This window comes from Scandinavium lactucae (genome assembly GCF_033843265.1).
GTDB classification, from domain to species: Bacteria; Pseudomonadota; Gammaproteobacteria; order Enterobacterales; family Enterobacteriaceae; genus Scandinavium; species Scandinavium lactucae.
Map to the genome: position 1 here is coordinate 375,777 of NZ_JAWXRD010000001.1, position 12,807 is coordinate 388,583.

Below are 12,807 nucleotides of genomic sequence, written 5' to 3' on the forward strand. Positions count from 1 at the left end.
AAATGAGCAGACCAACGAAATACCGTGAAGAATTTGCGCACCTTGCCCTGACGCTATGCCGCCTCGGGGCGACCGATGCAGAGCTGGGCACCGCGCTTGATGTGGACGAACGCAGCATAAACCGCTGGAAGAAACTATATCCTGAGTTTTGTCAGTCCATAAAAAGGGGCAAGCTGTTTGCAGATGCGCGGGGGGTGGAAGCGTTGTACCAGAAAGCCACAGGCTATCTGCACCTACAGGACGATATCCGGGTTATCAATGGCGAGGTGGTGAAAACGCAGACCATACGTCATTACCCACCGGACACCACTGCCTGTATTTTCTGGCTGAAGAACCGCCGCCCCGAATACTGGCAGGACAGACCCGCACAGCGCCAGCCAGAGCCGGAAGTGGTCATCATGCATAACACGCTGCAAATCCCCGGAGCCTTTCAGCCGGTCGCACCCACGGAAGACGGATAAGACGAATTTCGGAATGTAGAGAATTTAAGCGAATCAGGATAGCGCTTCCATACAGGCAGGTGAAAAGATACTTATGACGGGGTGGCCTTGCCACGGGGTGCTGACATCGTGGGCAACGGCTAATTTTTCGCATTCATTGGCATCATCACAATGTGATTAACTGATTGATTTTAAGTGTATAAATGTTTTGAAGATGATTGTTTGTCTATTTTGCGCTCAACATCATGAAGGGCACTTAGGCACGGAAATTTCCTCTTCGCTTTTAGGTGCAACTTAAGCCAGTCAGATTGGGATGCTGTGAAGTCGGTGCGCTGGTATAATCAATTGATGTTCTCGTGCTGGTGGGTATGTGCGAGGCTGTGCAAACTAATGTGTATCAATCGGTGTATCAATAATTTCATCTCACGTTCCGATTGGTTTGTATTTTTAGATTTAAAAACAGTTGGTTATGGTTTTTATGAAACATATTGTTGAAGTGATGATCCCGGAAGCGGAGATCAAAGCACGTATCGCCGAATTGGGCCGTCAAATTACCGAACATTATCAGGACAGCGGCAGCGAAATGGTGCTGGTTGGCCTGCTGCGTGGCTCATTTATGTTTATGGCGGACCTGTGCCGTGAAGTACATGTCCCCCATGAAGTCGATTTTATGACGGCTTCCAGTTACGGCAGCGGTATGTCGACCACTCGTGATGTGAAAATCCTTAAAGATCTCGATGAAGATATCCGCGGTAAAGATGTGCTGATTGTCGAGGACATTATCGACTCCGGGAACACGCTCTCTAAAGTGCGTGAAATCCTCAGCCTGCGTGGTCCGAAATCGCTGGCGATTTGCACCCTGCTGGATAAACCAGAGCGTCGTGAAGTTGAGGTGCCGGTCGAGTTTGTGGGCTTCTCGATTCCTGATGAATTTGTGGTGGGGTATGGCATTGATTACGCGCAGCGTTATCGCCATCTGCCGTATGTCGGGAAAGTGGTGCCCCTCGACGAATAAAAAATTGCCCGGTGAGACCGGGCATTTTTTACTGATTTATTTGTGATTAATGTGGCGGGTATGGAGGTTGGAAATCGCTTTGCGGTAACCCTGCTCCAGGCTTTCGCGGTTAGTCGCGGTGACGTCGAGGTCACGCAGCAGGCCGTCGTGAATGCCGTAAGCCCAGCCGTGAATATTCACTTTCTGCCCGCGTTTCCAGGCAGACTGCATGATAGTCGAGTGGCCGAGGTTATAAACCTGCTCCATAACGTTCAGTTCGCACAGGGTATCAAGGCGACGTTCCTGCGGCATTTCGCCGAGCAGGGAGCTGTGTTTGAACCAGATGTCGCGAATGTGCAGCAGCCAGTTGTTGATCAGACCCAGTTCCGGGTTCTCAACCGCTGCCTGCACGCCGCCGCAGCCGTAGTGACCGCAAATGATAATGTGTTCGACTTCCAACACATCAACCGCATATTGCACCACAGACAGGCAGTTTAAGTCGGTGTGAATCACCAGGTTTGCTACGTTACGGTGAACGAACAGTTCACCCGGCTCAAGACCCGTCAGACGTTCAGCAGGAACGCGACTGTCGGAGCATCCAATCCATAGAAAGCGCGGTTTCTGCGCCTGTGCCAGTTTCTCAAAGAAACCAGGATCCTCTTCATGCAGCATCTTTGACCATAGTGCATTATTGCTGATGAGTGTATCTATGTCTTTCATGGAAGTTAATGACCTGTAACCAAGTAAGTGCGTTGCGCTAATATAGGTCAACTCGGCTTTATTTAAAACCATACATCGATTGCAAGAATTTAATAAGAGACATTGAATGACCATTGCACTTGAATTGAAACAGCTTAAAAAGACCTACCCGGGCGGCGTTCAGGCGCTGCGTGGCATTGACCTGACGGTCGAAGCCGGGGACTTTTATGCGCTGCTGGGCCCCAACGGTGCGGGAAAATCCACGACAATCGGGATTATCAGCTCGCTGGTGAACAAAACTTCCGGTCAGGTGAACGTCTTTGGCTACGATCTCGCGAAAGACGTGGTTAACGCTAAGCGTCAGCTCGGTCTGGTGCCGCAGGAGTTCAACTTCAACCCGTTTGAAACGGTGCAGCAGATTGTTGTCAACCAGGCCGGTTACTACGGCGTTGAACGCAAAGAAGCGGTTGCCCGCAGCGAAAAATACCTGAAGCAGCTCGATCTGTGGGAAAAACGCAACGAACGTGCGCGGATGCTATCCGGCGGCATGAAGCGTCGTCTGATGATTGCCCGCGCGCTGATGCATGAGCCGAAATTGCTGATCCTTGATGAGCCAACGGCGGGTGTAGACATTGAACTGCGTCGTTCGATGTGGAGCTTCCTCAAAGATCTCAACGATAAAGGCACCACCATTATTCTTACCACCCACTATCTGGAAGAAGCAGAAATGCTGTGCCGTAACATCGGCATTATCCAGCACGGCGAGCTGGTGGAAAACACCTCGATGAAAAACCTGTTGTCAAAGCTGAAGTCGGAAACCTTCATCCTCGACCTCGCGGCGAAAAGCCCGCTGCCGAAGCTGGAAGGGTATCAGTACCGTCTGGTCGATACCTCCACGCTTGAAGTGGAAGTGCTGCGCGAGCAGGGGATCAACAGCGTCTTTGCACAGCTGAGTGAGCAGGGCGTGCAGGTATTAAGTATGCGTAACAAGGCTAACCGTCTGGAAGAGCTGTTCGTCACGCTGGTTCACACTACGTCAGGAGAACAGGCATGATGCAGCTGTATTGGGTGGCGCTGAAAAGTATCTGGGCCAAAGAAATTAACCGCTTTATGCGGATCTGGATTCAGACCCTGGTGCCACCGGTCATTACCATGACCCTCTATTTCATCATCTTCGGTAACCTGATTGGTTCTCGGATCGGCGAAATGCATGGCTTTACCTACATGCAGTTCATTGTGCCGGGCCTGATCATGATGGCGGTGATCACCAACGCCTACGCCAACGTCGCCTCTTCGTTCTTCAGCGCCAAGTTCCAGCGCAATATTGAAGAGTTGCTGGTGGCCCCGGTGCCGACGCATGTAGTGATCGCCGGTTACGTCGGCGGCGGCGTGGCGCGCGGGCTGTGTGTCGGGGTGCTGGTCACTGCCATTTCGCTGTTCTTCGTCCCGTTCCAGGTTCACTCCTGGCTGTTCGTTGGGCTGACCCTGCTGCTGACGGCTATCCTGTTCTCACTGGCGGGTCTGCTGAATGCGGTGTTTGCCAAAACGTTTGATGATATCAGCCTGATCCCGACCTTCGTGCTGACGCCGCTGACCTACCTCGGCGGGGTGTTCTATTCCCTGACGCTGCTGCCGCCGTTCTGGCAGGCGCTGTCACATCTGAACCCGATTGTGTACATGATAAGCGGCTTCCGCTTCGGCTTCCTCGGTATCTCCGACGTGCCGCTGTTCACCACCGTTGGCGTACTGGTGGTATTTATCGTCGCGTTTTATGCTACCTGCTGGTATCTCATCCAGCGCGGTCGCGGGCTGCGCAGCTAAGCCTCTCTTTTGGCCGGGCCGTACTCTGCGCCCGGCCAACCAAACCTTGATCGATCGCACCCCTCCTCAACTTTCACTCCGCTAAACTACTTGCCTGCTTAGGAGCTGGACTATGTTGGGTTGGGTCATTACCTGTCATGACGATCGGGCGCAGGCGCTGCTGGATCAACTCGAAAAGAAGTATGGAACACTGCCCCAATGTCGGGCGGTGAGCTTTTGGCGTGGGCTCAGCACCAATATGCTAAGCCGGATGATGTGTGATGCGCTGCATGAAACCGACAGCGGCGATGGGGTGATTTTTCTGACCGACAGCGCCGGGGATGCGCCGTATCGTGTTGCCGCGCTGATGAGTCATAAACATTCACACTGTGAAGTCATCACGGGCATCAGCTATCCGCTGATCGAGAGTATGCTGCCGCTGCGTGAAACGCTCAGCAGCGAGGCGTTTCGCAATACGATCGTCGAGCGGGGTTCACCTGACGTCAGCAGTCTTTGGCACCAACAGCAAAAAAATCCCCCGTTTGTTCTGCTGCATGACCTGTATGCGAATTAACCATTGGTATTGACCCTACTTTTGTTAAACTACCGGCTGATTTATCGCATCGGTTAGAGTGCATGTTGATTCGCGTTATCGTCTCCTTTTTACTTTTTCTCTCCGGCAGTGTCTTTGCCAGTCTGCTGAGCCAGCACGGACAGCCTGTCCGCTATATGCAAACCACTGAAAACGCCATCATTTGGGCGCAGGTGGGCAATGACGTGATCACCGTTGGCAACGTGCGCGCCGGGCAAATCCTCGCGGTGGTGCCCACCGATGCCGATTATGACGAATTCAGCTTCGGTTTTGGCACCGGCTTTATTGATAAGGGGCACCTCGAACCGGTGCAGGGCACTCAGCAGGTAAAAGACAGCCTCGGTGATCTGAACAAGCCGCTGAGCAATCAGAATCTTATCACCTGGCGGGCTACGCCGATGTACACCGCGCCGAATGCCAGCAGCGCCCAGTTTGGCGTGCTGGCCGCCAATCTACGCTATCCGATTAGCAGCAAACTCCAGGACGGCCTGCATCAGACCTGGTATCAAATTCGCATCGGCAACCGGCTGGCGTGGGTCAGCAGCCTTGATGCCCAGCAGGATGACGGCATCCCCATCCTGACCTACCATCACATTCTTCGCGACGAAGAGAACACCCGCTTCCGTCACACCTCGACCACCACCTCGGTACGCGCGTTTAGTAACCAGATGACCTGGCTGCGCGACAGGGATTACACCACCCTGACGATGTACCAGCTGGAAGGGTATATCCGCAATAAAATGAATTTACCCGCCCGCGCGGTGGTGATCACCTTCGATGATGGTCTGAAGTCAGTCAATCGCTATGCGTACCCGGTGCTGAAAGAGTATGGTTTCAGGGCCACGGCGTTTGTTATCTCGTCGCGTATCAAGCGCCATCCACAGAAGTGGGCTCCGAGATCGCTGCAGTTTATGAGCTTTTCAGAACTGGAACAGATTCAGGACGTGTTTGATGTGCAGTCGCACACCCACTTTTTGCATCGCGTGGATGGTCATCGACAGCCGATATTGCTCAGCCGCAGTTATCACAACCTTCTGTTTGATTTCGAGCGTTCCCGTCGCGCGCTGAGCCAGTTCAATCCGCACGTGCTGTATCTGTCCTATCCGTTTGGCGGCTATAACACCACGGCATTGCAGGCAGCGAATGACGCTGGTTTTCATATGGCGGTGACGACGGTGAAAGGGAAGGTGAAACCGGGGGATAATCCGTTCTTACTCAAACGGCTGTACATCTTAAGAACGGATTCGTTAGACACAATGTCGCGGCTGATCAGCAATCAGCCGCAGGGGTAATATTTACGCGACCTGAACCGGGATGGCTTTCGCCGTGCGCTTCATTTCGTTATCGCCTTCAAAATAGGCCACGTTTGGACGCCAGGTGCGTGCCTCGGCGTCAGACATAGTGACGAAGCTGGCGATAATCACGATATCGCCCACGTCGGCATTGTGTGCCGCCGCGCCGTTCACCGAGATGATTTTCGAGCCACGTTCTGCGGCAATCGCATAGGTGGAGAAACGCTTGCCGTTGTTCACATTCCAGATATCAATGGCTTCGTTTTCAAGAATACCGGCGGCGTCGAGGAAATCCTGGTCGATGGCGCAAGAGCCTTCATAATGCAGATCCGCATGAGTGACTTTCACGCGGTGAAGCTTGCCCTGCAGCATAGTGCGAATCATAACGTTACCTTTGTTGCTGTTTTCTCCCTCTCCACTTAGGGAGAGGGTCGGAGTGAGGGGATATATTCACCAGAATGATGGCAGTATTGCCCGTTTCTCAAGGTGTGTCTACTGGCTTAATTCGACCGTCTTATTGTCGATCAGACGCGCCTGACCCAGCCATGCCGCCATCAGGATAACCGCGCGTTTACTGGACGCCGACAGCTCCAGCAGCGTGTCGGCATCGCGAATCTGAATGTCGTCGGCGCGGAAACCTTTCTCATTAAGATCCTGTCCCGCCAGGGCTACCATCTCGTCCAAATCCCGTTCACCCGCCAGCAGTTTTTCGGCCATGGCATTCATCACTTTGCTCAGGCCTGGCGCGATTTTACGCTGGTCGTTGGTGAGATACCCATTGCGCGAACTGAGCGCCAGACCGTCCTTCGCCCGCACCGTTGGCACGCCGATGATATCGATGTCATAGCCCATATCGGCCACCATCTTGCGGATCAGCGCCAGCTGCTGGAAATCTTTCTCCCCAAAACAGGCAACGTCAGGCTGCACCAGGTTAAACAGTTTGCTGACGATGGTCGACACGCCGCGGAAATGGCCCGGACGGCTGGCACCTTCGAGCATCGTTGAAATGCCCGGCACGTCGACAAAGGTCTGGGTATCCGTGCCCTGCGGATAGATATCGGCTGGGGCAGGGGCGAACACAAAGTCCACTTTACGCTTGTTCAGCTTCTCGCTGTCTTCCTGCAAAGTGCGCGGGTAGCGAGCCAGATCGTCAGCGCGGTCGAACTGCATCGGGTTCACGAAGATACTGGCCACCACCACATCGGCGGCAGCTTTGGCTTCATCAACCAGCTTCATATGGCCATCGTGCAGGTTGCCCATGGTCGGCACCAGCGCAATGCGCTTACCTTCCTGACGCAGACGACGGATATGCTGGCGCAGCAGCGGCAGGGTTTCGATAATCAGCACAACAAACTCCTTAATGGAAACTGTGTTCTTCGCCCGGATAGATCCCGGATTCGACCTCGGCAATATACTGCCGCACTGCGGCGCGCATGTCGCCCGAATCGGTCAGGAAATTTTTTGCAAACTTAGGAATATGACCGCCGGTAATACCGAACGCGTCGTGCATGACCAGAATTTGTCCGTCGGTGACGTTGCCTGCCCCGATGCCAATAACCGGAATGGTTAACGCTTCGGTGATGCGTTTGGCCAGTGCGACCGGGACGCATTCCAGTACCAGGAGTTGAATGCCTGCGGCTTCCAGCGCCAGCGCATCGTCAAACAGGATTTGCGCGGCATCGCCACGGCCCTGAACTTTATAGCCACCAAAGACGTTCACTGATTGCGGCGTCAGGCCGAGATGACCACACACCGGCACGGCACGTTCCGCCAGCATTTTGACCGTTGGCGCAAGCCAGGCCCCGCCTTCGAGTTTCACCATATTAGCGCCCGCACGCATCACCACGGCAGCGTTCTCAAACGCCTGCTCCGACGTGGCGTAGGCCATAAACGGCAGGTCCGCGAGCAGCAGACAGTTAGGCGCACCCCGGCGCACGGCGCGGGTGTGATAAGCAATATCCTCTACCGTGACTGGCAGCGTGGAGTCGTGTCCCTGGACCGTCATACCCAATGAATCACCCACCAGCATGACGTCAATTCCGGCATCGGCGAACAGTTTCGCAAAGCTGAAATCATAGGCGGTGATGGTGGCGAAGCGTTTCTTTTCCTGTTTGCATTTCTGCAACAGAGAGATAGTGGTGGGTTTCATAGCGTTTCCTGATAACGAAAGCCGAATCTAGCGGCATTGTATCAGTCACATTCAGGTGGGCAATGACTTTGAAATTTACCAGTGAGCAGGTTTTGAGCAATCGAGGCGTTGCAGCAGGGTCGTCAGCGGGGTGCCGTCGGGGAAAATGAGGTCTGGTGCGATTTCTGCCAGCGGCCACAGCATAAATCCGCGGTTGTGCATGTCGTAATGCGGCACGGTCAGGCGGTCGCTGTTCAGGGTGAGGTCGCCAAACAGCATGATGTCGAGGTCCAGCGTGCGCGGGCCCCAGCGTTCGGCTTTGCGTACCCGGCCTTGCTGAAGTTCAATATGCTGAGTGTTATCCAGCAGAATTTCCGGGGCCAGTACGGTCTCCAGCGCCACGGCGGCGTTGAGATAATCAGGCTGGTCCTGCGGGCCGAGCGGTGGCGTGCGGTAAAACGACGAAACCGCCACCACGGTGGTGTGCGGGATCTCGCCGAGAGCAGCAAGGGCGGCATTCACCTGATTGAGCGGTGAGGCCAAATTGCTGCCGACGGCGATATAAACGCGTGTCACGCAGCGCCACCCTGACGTGGGGCGCGTTTGCGAGGGCGACGATGGCGACGACGCGCAGCAGGCTCTTCATCCAGACCGTTGAGCATGTCTTTTTGCGCCGGTGGTGCAGCCACCTGGAACTCACCCCACCACTGCGTCAGACGTTGCAGTTCGTGGTTGCCTTCGGCTTCTGCGCGCAGGGCCAGCAGATCGTAGGCGGCGCGGAATTTAGGATGCTCCATCAGCTTCCAGGCGCGTTTGCCCTGACGACGCGACATGCGCAGCTGAAGCTGCCAGATGTCACGCACCAGGCTGGTGATACGTTTCGGGATCGCCAGCGAACGGCAGGCTTCGTCGAGCACGTCGTTCATCGCCAACGCGAAAGCGTCGAAATAGGCCAGCCCGCTTTCCTGGGCAATGCGCTGAGCGGTTTCCAGCAGCGGATACCAGAACATCGCCGCAAACAGGAACGCCGGATTAACGCGCATATCGTTATGAATGCGGTTATCGGTGTTTTTCAGCACCTGGCTGAGAATGCGTTCCATTGGGCTATCACCGTTTTCGGTGAAGTTGCGGGTGATGGTCGGGAACAGCGGCTGGAACAGGCTGTATTCACGCAGCAGCTTATAGGTTTCAAACCCGTAGCCTGCCTGCAACAGCTTCAGTGATTCTTCAAACAGACGCGCCGGTGGCACGTCGTTGATGAGGGTAGCCAGGCGTGGGATAGGCTCGGCGGTATCCGGGCTGATACGCATATTCAGCTTGGCAGCAAAGCGCACCGCACGCAGCATCCGGACCGGATCTTCACGGTAGCGGGTTTCCGGATTGCCAATCAGGCGAATCACGCCATCCTGCAAGTCACGCATTCCGCCGACGTAATCGCGAACGGTAAAGTCGGCCACGCTGTAGTAAAGGCTGTTGATGGTGAAGTCGCGACGCTGGGCATCTTCTTCGATTGAGCCGAAAATGTTATCGCGCAGCAGCATGCCGTTTTGCCCACGCTGCGAGGTGGCGCGATCGTCCGGGGAACCATCGTGATGGCCGCGGAAGGTGGCGACTTCAATAATTTCCGGGCCAAACATCACGTGAGCCAGGCGGAAACGGCGACCAATCAGACGGCAGTTGCGGAACAGCTTACGCACCTGTTCCGGCGTGGCGCTGGTGGTCACGTCAAAATCTTTTGGTTTTTTGTCCAGCAGCAAATCGCGCACGCCACCGCCGACGAGATAGGCCTCGTAGCCCGCTTTGTTCAGACGGTAGAGCACCTTGAGGGCATTTTCACTGATATCTTTGCGGGAAATAGCGTGCTGTTCACGCGGGATGACCGTCATTTCTGGTTTTGCATCAACGGTTTCAGCCCCGGTTTCTTCACGGGTTAGCACCTTACGGCAAAAATTAGCGACTCGGGTAAAAATGTTGCACCTCGGTTTTCGTGTCAGTCGGAAGTCGTGAGGACAAAAAATAGCGGCTAATCATAGCTCAGCGTGACGCATTTGAGAATGCCGTATTTTGGCGACAGCCGAAAGGTTCCAGTTTGCCACCGCATTTTCCAGCAGATCTTCGAGCGTCATGTCCTGCCACTCATTAACAATAGTCTGATTAAGAAACTGTAATGCCCGGATTAATTCCGGACGCGGGTCGCCGGTCGATAATGCGGGGGCATGGTTTTGTTTTGACAGCTTGTTGCCGTCGCTATTCAGCGCCAGCGGCAGATGAATATAGTCCGGCACCGGCCAGCCGAAATGTTGGTACAGCGAAATTTGCCGTACCGTCGGCTCGATTAAATCCGCGCCGCGCACGATTTCCGTCACGCCCTGAACATGATCGTCGACCACTACAGCAAGATTGTAGGCAAATAATCCATCGCGACGATGAATAATAAAATCTTCCCGCGCCAGCGGTTCATTGGTCACAACGGTCCCGCGCAGCTTGTCGTTAAATTGCAGCACGGGCCGGGTTTGATGTAAACGCACCGCTGCATTATGCGGGCCGAGATGCAGGGCGCGGCAATGGCCATCGTACAGGCCGCCCACACGTTGAATACGAGCCCGTGTGCAGGTGCAGTAATAGCTCAGCCCTTGGTCATGCAGCCAGGCGAGGCGTTCCCGATAGGCGTCATGGCGCTGTGACTGCCACAGCACGTCGCCATCCCAATGCAAACCATAATGTTCCAGCTGACGCAGAATCGTGTGTGCGGCACCGGGAACTTCACGGGGGGGATCAATATCTTCAATACGCACTAACCACTTTCCCTGACGGGCACGGGCCTGCAAATAACTGCCGAGGGCAGCAATCAATGAGCCGAAGTGGAGTTCGCCAGACGGGGAGGGAGCAAAGCGCCCAATATAATCAGAATTTGCCATATTGCTAAAAAGAATAAGGCGGGAGAATGCTCCCGCCAGAATTGTATTATGCGAAACGGATGACTTAGCCTGCCATCTGCTTTTCGCGGATTTCCGCCAGCGTTTTGCAGTCGATGCACAGGTCGGCAGTCGGACGCGCTTCCAGACGACGGATACCGATTTCAACACCGCAGGATTCGCAGTAGCCGAAATCTTCGTCTTCGACCTTCTTCAGCGTTTTTTCGATCTTCTTGATCAGCTTACGCTCGCGGTCACGGTTACGCAGTTCGAGGCTGAACTCTTCTTCCTGCGCGGCACGGTCCACCGGGTCCGGGAAGTTCGCTGCTTCATCCTGCATATGAGTTACGGTACGATCAACTTCATCCCTGAGTTGGTTACGCCACGCTTCAAGAATACGCTTGAAGTGAGACAGCTGGGCTTCGTTCATATACTCTTCACCCGGCTTCTCTTGGTATGGCTCCACCCCAGCGATGGCGAGAATACTCAGGGACGATGTTTTACGGATTTGCCCTTCTTGCATGTTGCTTCTCCTTAACACGCACTATCGATCCCCATGTGGGGGAAAAATCAGGCCGCTATAAATAGCAGATGCTTTTCAGGATAGCAATTGTCTAAACGTTAGACTTGACAACCCTGTGAGGAAAAGCGTATTTGCGCACGCGACCAGCACATTTATTACTCAACCATTGATACCGGTGATAACACCACGGGCAACGGCTCTTTCAGAGTGATATTATCGGCAGAAAGTTCCGCTTTATAAGCCAGAATTTCGACCCCCTTGTTTTGTGCCTCATTCAACAACTGCGCGTACTTTGGATCGATATGGCGCGCGGGTGAAAAACGGGTAATGGCAGAGTGAAGTACCGCAAATAACACCACGGCACGATCGCCTGAGGCCGCCACGCCCATCAACTCTCGCAAATGCTTCTGACCCCGTTCAGTGACTGCATCGGGGAAGTAACCATACTCTCTTTCGGCTAAGGTTACCGATTTCACTTCAATATAGCAGTTGCGGCGATCGTCTGCCTGTAACATGAAATCAATACGGCTGCGTTCTTCGCCATATTTCACTTCACTTTTCAACACGCTATAGCCTTTAAGTTCCGAAATAACGTCTGACGCGATCGCCTCTTTTACCAGCTGATTGGCCCGTAACGTGTTAACACAAATAAAGGCCCCGGTTTGGGTCTCAGTCACTTCCCAGGTATGCGGATATTTGCGCGCTTTGCTGTCCGACGTTGAGTACCAGACGGTATCGCCCGGCGTGGCGCAACCGGTCATCGCCCCGGTATTGGCGCAGTGCAGGGTAAATTCTTCTCCCTCGGCAGTCACGACATCGGCGAGAAAGCGTTTATAGCGTTTGATCAGACGGGCGGGTTTAAGCGGCGGTAAGAATTGCATAATTTCCCTTTATTCGTTGAGTGTCCAGCGCTCAAGGCGGGTATATCGGGTGCGTCCCCGGGCGTAGTCAGAACGGAAGAGCGCGAAGCTGCTGACAGGCACCTGCCAGCTGAACCCCGGCGCGGGGATCGGCACCGCATGGGCCGTATTGCGCAGCAGCGTGATATGGGGATGAAACGGCTGCGGGCTTTGATAACAGCCGCTGCGTGCGGCCTGTGAGCGCAGCATATTGGCTAGCTGTAGCACCCCGCGCGGCGGCTGGCGCGTGCCAAGCCACACCACCTGTGAACGCAGCCATTGCCCGGCATCGTTGAGATCCAGGGTAAAACCCGGCTGGCGGATGCGTCCAGCCATCGCCGCCAGCGCCCGCTGTTTTTCTGCACTGACGTCCCCGAGAAACGCCAGCGTCAGATGCAAATTCGCCGCGGCAATTGGGCGACCGCAGTCGGGCGGAAAATTCGCGGCCCGCCAGTGGATGATCTGTTGCTGAACGTCGTCGGGGAGCTCAAGAGCGAAAAACAGTCTTTTGGGTTCGGGCATGCC

At 54.6% G+C, this 12,807-nt stretch carries 16 protein-coding genes; 6 read left to right on the plus strand and 10 right to left on the minus strand.

Annotated elements, in window-relative coordinates:
- Positions 1-2: 2 nt before the first annotated feature.
- Positions 3-461, plus strand: coding sequence for a terminase (locus SIK69_RS01710; protein ID WP_319785257.1), 459 nt, complete (start codon positions 3-5; stop codon positions 459-461).
- Between the two features lie 457 nt (positions 462-918).
- Positions 919-1,455, plus strand: coding sequence for a hypoxanthine phosphoribosyltransferase (gene hpt, locus SIK69_RS01715; RefSeq protein ID WP_319785258.1), 537 nt, complete (start codon positions 919-921; stop codon positions 1,453-1,455).
- A gap of 36 nt (positions 1,456-1,491) precedes the next feature.
- Here the strand turns inward: hpt and can are convergent, their stop codons facing one another.
- The gene (gene can, locus SIK69_RS01720; RefSeq protein WP_319628142.1) at positions 1,492-2,154 is read right to left on the minus strand and encodes a carbonate dehydratase; all 663 of its coding nucleotides are present in this window, start codon (positions 2,152-2,154) and stop codon (positions 1,492-1,494) included.
- Positions 2,155-2,260: 106 nt separating this feature from the next.
- Here can and SIK69_RS01725 point away from each other — a divergent pair, with 106 nt between their 5' ends.
- The 4 genes from SIK69_RS01725 to SIK69_RS01740 all read left to right on the plus strand — a co-directional run bounded on the left by SIK69_RS01725 (position 2,261) and on the right by SIK69_RS01740 (position 5,817).
- Positions 2,261-3,187 (plus strand): ABC transporter ATP-binding protein, encoded by a 927-nt coding sequence (locus SIK69_RS01725; RefSeq protein ID WP_319785259.1) that lies wholly within the window; start codon positions 2,261-2,263, stop codon positions 3,185-3,187.
- Positions 3,184-3,954 carry an ABC transporter permease gene (locus SIK69_RS01730; protein WP_319628140.1) on the plus strand — a complete coding sequence of 257 codons (771 nt, stop codon included), beginning with the start codon at positions 3,184-3,186 and terminating at the stop codon, positions 3,952-3,954. The genes SIK69_RS01725 and SIK69_RS01730 overlap by 4 nt, the downstream gene beginning before the upstream one ends.
- Before the next feature lie 112 nt (positions 3,955-4,066).
- Positions 4,067-4,507 carry a PTS sugar transporter subunit IIA gene (locus tag SIK69_RS01735; RefSeq protein WP_319628139.1) on the plus strand — a complete coding sequence of 147 codons (441 nt, stop codon included), beginning with the start codon at positions 4,067-4,069 and terminating at the stop codon, positions 4,505-4,507.
- Positions 4,508-4,569: 62 nt separating this feature from the next.
- Positions 4,570-5,817: a polysaccharide deacetylase family protein gene (locus SIK69_RS01740; RefSeq protein ID WP_319785260.1), complete on the plus strand. Its 1,248-nt coding sequence runs from the start codon at positions 4,570-4,572 to the stop codon at positions 5,815-5,817.
- 3 nt (positions 5,818-5,820) lie between these two features.
- Here SIK69_RS01740 and panD read toward each other — a convergent pair whose 3' ends face one another.
- The 9 genes from panD to thpR form a co-directional block, all read right to left on the minus strand.
- Positions 5,821-6,201 carry an aspartate 1-decarboxylase gene (gene panD / locus SIK69_RS01745; RefSeq protein WP_159770969.1) on the minus strand — a complete coding sequence of 127 codons (381 nt, stop codon included), beginning with the start codon at positions 6,199-6,201 and terminating at the stop codon, positions 5,821-5,823.
- Positions 6,202-6,309: 108 nt separating this feature from the next.
- Positions 6,310-7,164 carry a pantoate--beta-alanine ligase gene (gene panC / locus SIK69_RS01750; protein ID WP_319785261.1) on the minus strand — a complete coding sequence of 285 codons (855 nt, stop codon included), beginning with the start codon at positions 7,162-7,164 and terminating at the stop codon, positions 6,310-6,312.
- A gap of 10 nt (positions 7,165-7,174) precedes the next feature.
- Complete coding sequence (panB, locus tag SIK69_RS01755; RefSeq protein ID WP_319785262.1) at positions 7,175-7,966, minus strand: 3-methyl-2-oxobutanoate hydroxymethyltransferase; 792 nt, start codon at positions 7,964-7,966, stop codon at positions 7,175-7,177.
- Between the two features lie 75 nt (positions 7,967-8,041).
- The gene (folK, locus tag SIK69_RS01760; RefSeq protein WP_319785263.1) at positions 8,042-8,521 is read right to left on the minus strand and encodes a 2-amino-4-hydroxy-6-hydroxymethyldihydropteridine diphosphokinase; all 480 of its coding nucleotides are present in this window, start codon (positions 8,519-8,521) and stop codon (positions 8,042-8,044) included.
- The gene (pcnB, locus tag SIK69_RS01765) at positions 8,518-9,915 is read right to left on the minus strand and encodes a polynucleotide adenylyltransferase PcnB (RefSeq protein ID WP_319785287.1); all 1,398 of its coding nucleotides are present in this window, start codon (positions 9,913-9,915) and stop codon (positions 8,518-8,520) included. Before pcnB ends, folK begins: the two co-directional genes overlap by 4 nt.
- Before the next feature lie 57 nt (positions 9,916-9,972).
- A complete protein-coding gene (gene gluQRS, locus SIK69_RS01770; protein ID WP_319785264.1) occupies positions 9,973-10,863 on the minus strand; it encodes a tRNA glutamyl-Q(34) synthetase GluQRS in 891 nt (296 codons plus the stop codon).
- A gap of 64 nt (positions 10,864-10,927) precedes the next feature.
- Positions 10,928-11,383 (minus strand): RNA polymerase-binding protein DksA, encoded by a 456-nt coding sequence (gene dksA / locus SIK69_RS01775; protein ID WP_097162920.1) that lies wholly within the window; start codon positions 11,381-11,383, stop codon positions 10,928-10,930.
- A gap of 155 nt (positions 11,384-11,538) precedes the next feature.
- On the minus strand, positions 11,539-12,264 hold the full coding sequence (gene sfsA / locus SIK69_RS01780) for a DNA/RNA nuclease SfsA (RefSeq protein ID WP_319628133.1): 726 nt from the start codon (positions 12,262-12,264) through the stop codon (positions 11,539-11,541).
- A 9-nt stretch (positions 12,265-12,273) separates the two neighbouring features.
- Entirely contained in the window at positions 12,274-12,804 is a 531-nt protein-coding gene (gene thpR, locus SIK69_RS01785) for an RNA 2',3'-cyclic phosphodiesterase (protein WP_319785265.1), read from the minus strand.
- Positions 12,805-12,807 lie beyond the last annotated feature (3 nt).

Bases quoted from the DNA above. Each gene is read 5' to 3' on its own strand.
- sfsA (WP_319628133.1), bottom strand. From the start codon at position 12,264: ATGCAATTCTTACCGCCGCTTAAACCCGCCCGTCTGATCAAACGCTAT.
- SIK69_RS01710 (WP_319785257.1), top strand. From the start codon at position 3: ATGAGCAGACCAACGAAATACCGTGAAGAATTTGCGCACCTTGCCCTG.
- SIK69_RS01730 (WP_319628140.1), top strand. From the start codon at position 3,184: ATGATGCAGCTGTATTGGGTGGCGCTGAAAAGTATCTGGGCCAAAGAA.
- SIK69_RS01725 (WP_319785259.1), top strand. From the start codon at position 2,261: ATGACCATTGCACTTGAATTGAAACAGCTTAAAAAGACCTACCCGGGC.
- hpt (WP_319785258.1), top strand. From the start codon at position 919: ATGAAACATATTGTTGAAGTGATGATCCCGGAAGCGGAGATCAAAGCA.
- panB (WP_319785262.1), bottom strand. From the start codon at position 7,966: ATGAAACCCACCACTATCTCTCTGTTGCAGAAATGCAAACAGGAAAAG.
- can (WP_319628142.1), bottom strand. From the start codon at position 2,154: ATGAAAGACATAGATACACTCATCAGCAATAATGCACTATGGTCAAAG.
- thpR (WP_319785265.1), bottom strand. From the start codon at position 12,804: ATGCCCGAACCCAAAAGACTGTTTTTCGCTCTTGAGCTCCCCGACGAC.
- gluQRS (WP_319785264.1), bottom strand. From the start codon at position 10,863: ATGGCAAATTCTGATTATATTGGGCGCTTTGCTCCCTCCCCGTCTGGC.
- SIK69_RS01740 (WP_319785260.1), top strand. From the start codon at position 4,570: ATGTTGATTCGCGTTATCGTCTCCTTTTTACTTTTTCTCTCCGGCAGT.
- panD (WP_159770969.1), bottom strand. From the start codon at position 6,201: ATGATTCGCACTATGCTGCAGGGCAAGCTTCACCGCGTGAAAGTCACT.
- dksA (WP_097162920.1), bottom strand. From the start codon at position 11,383: ATGCAAGAAGGGCAAATCCGTAAAACATCGTCCCTGAGTATTCTCGCC.
- SIK69_RS01735 (WP_319628139.1), top strand. From the start codon at position 4,067: ATGTTGGGTTGGGTCATTACCTGTCATGACGATCGGGCGCAGGCGCTG.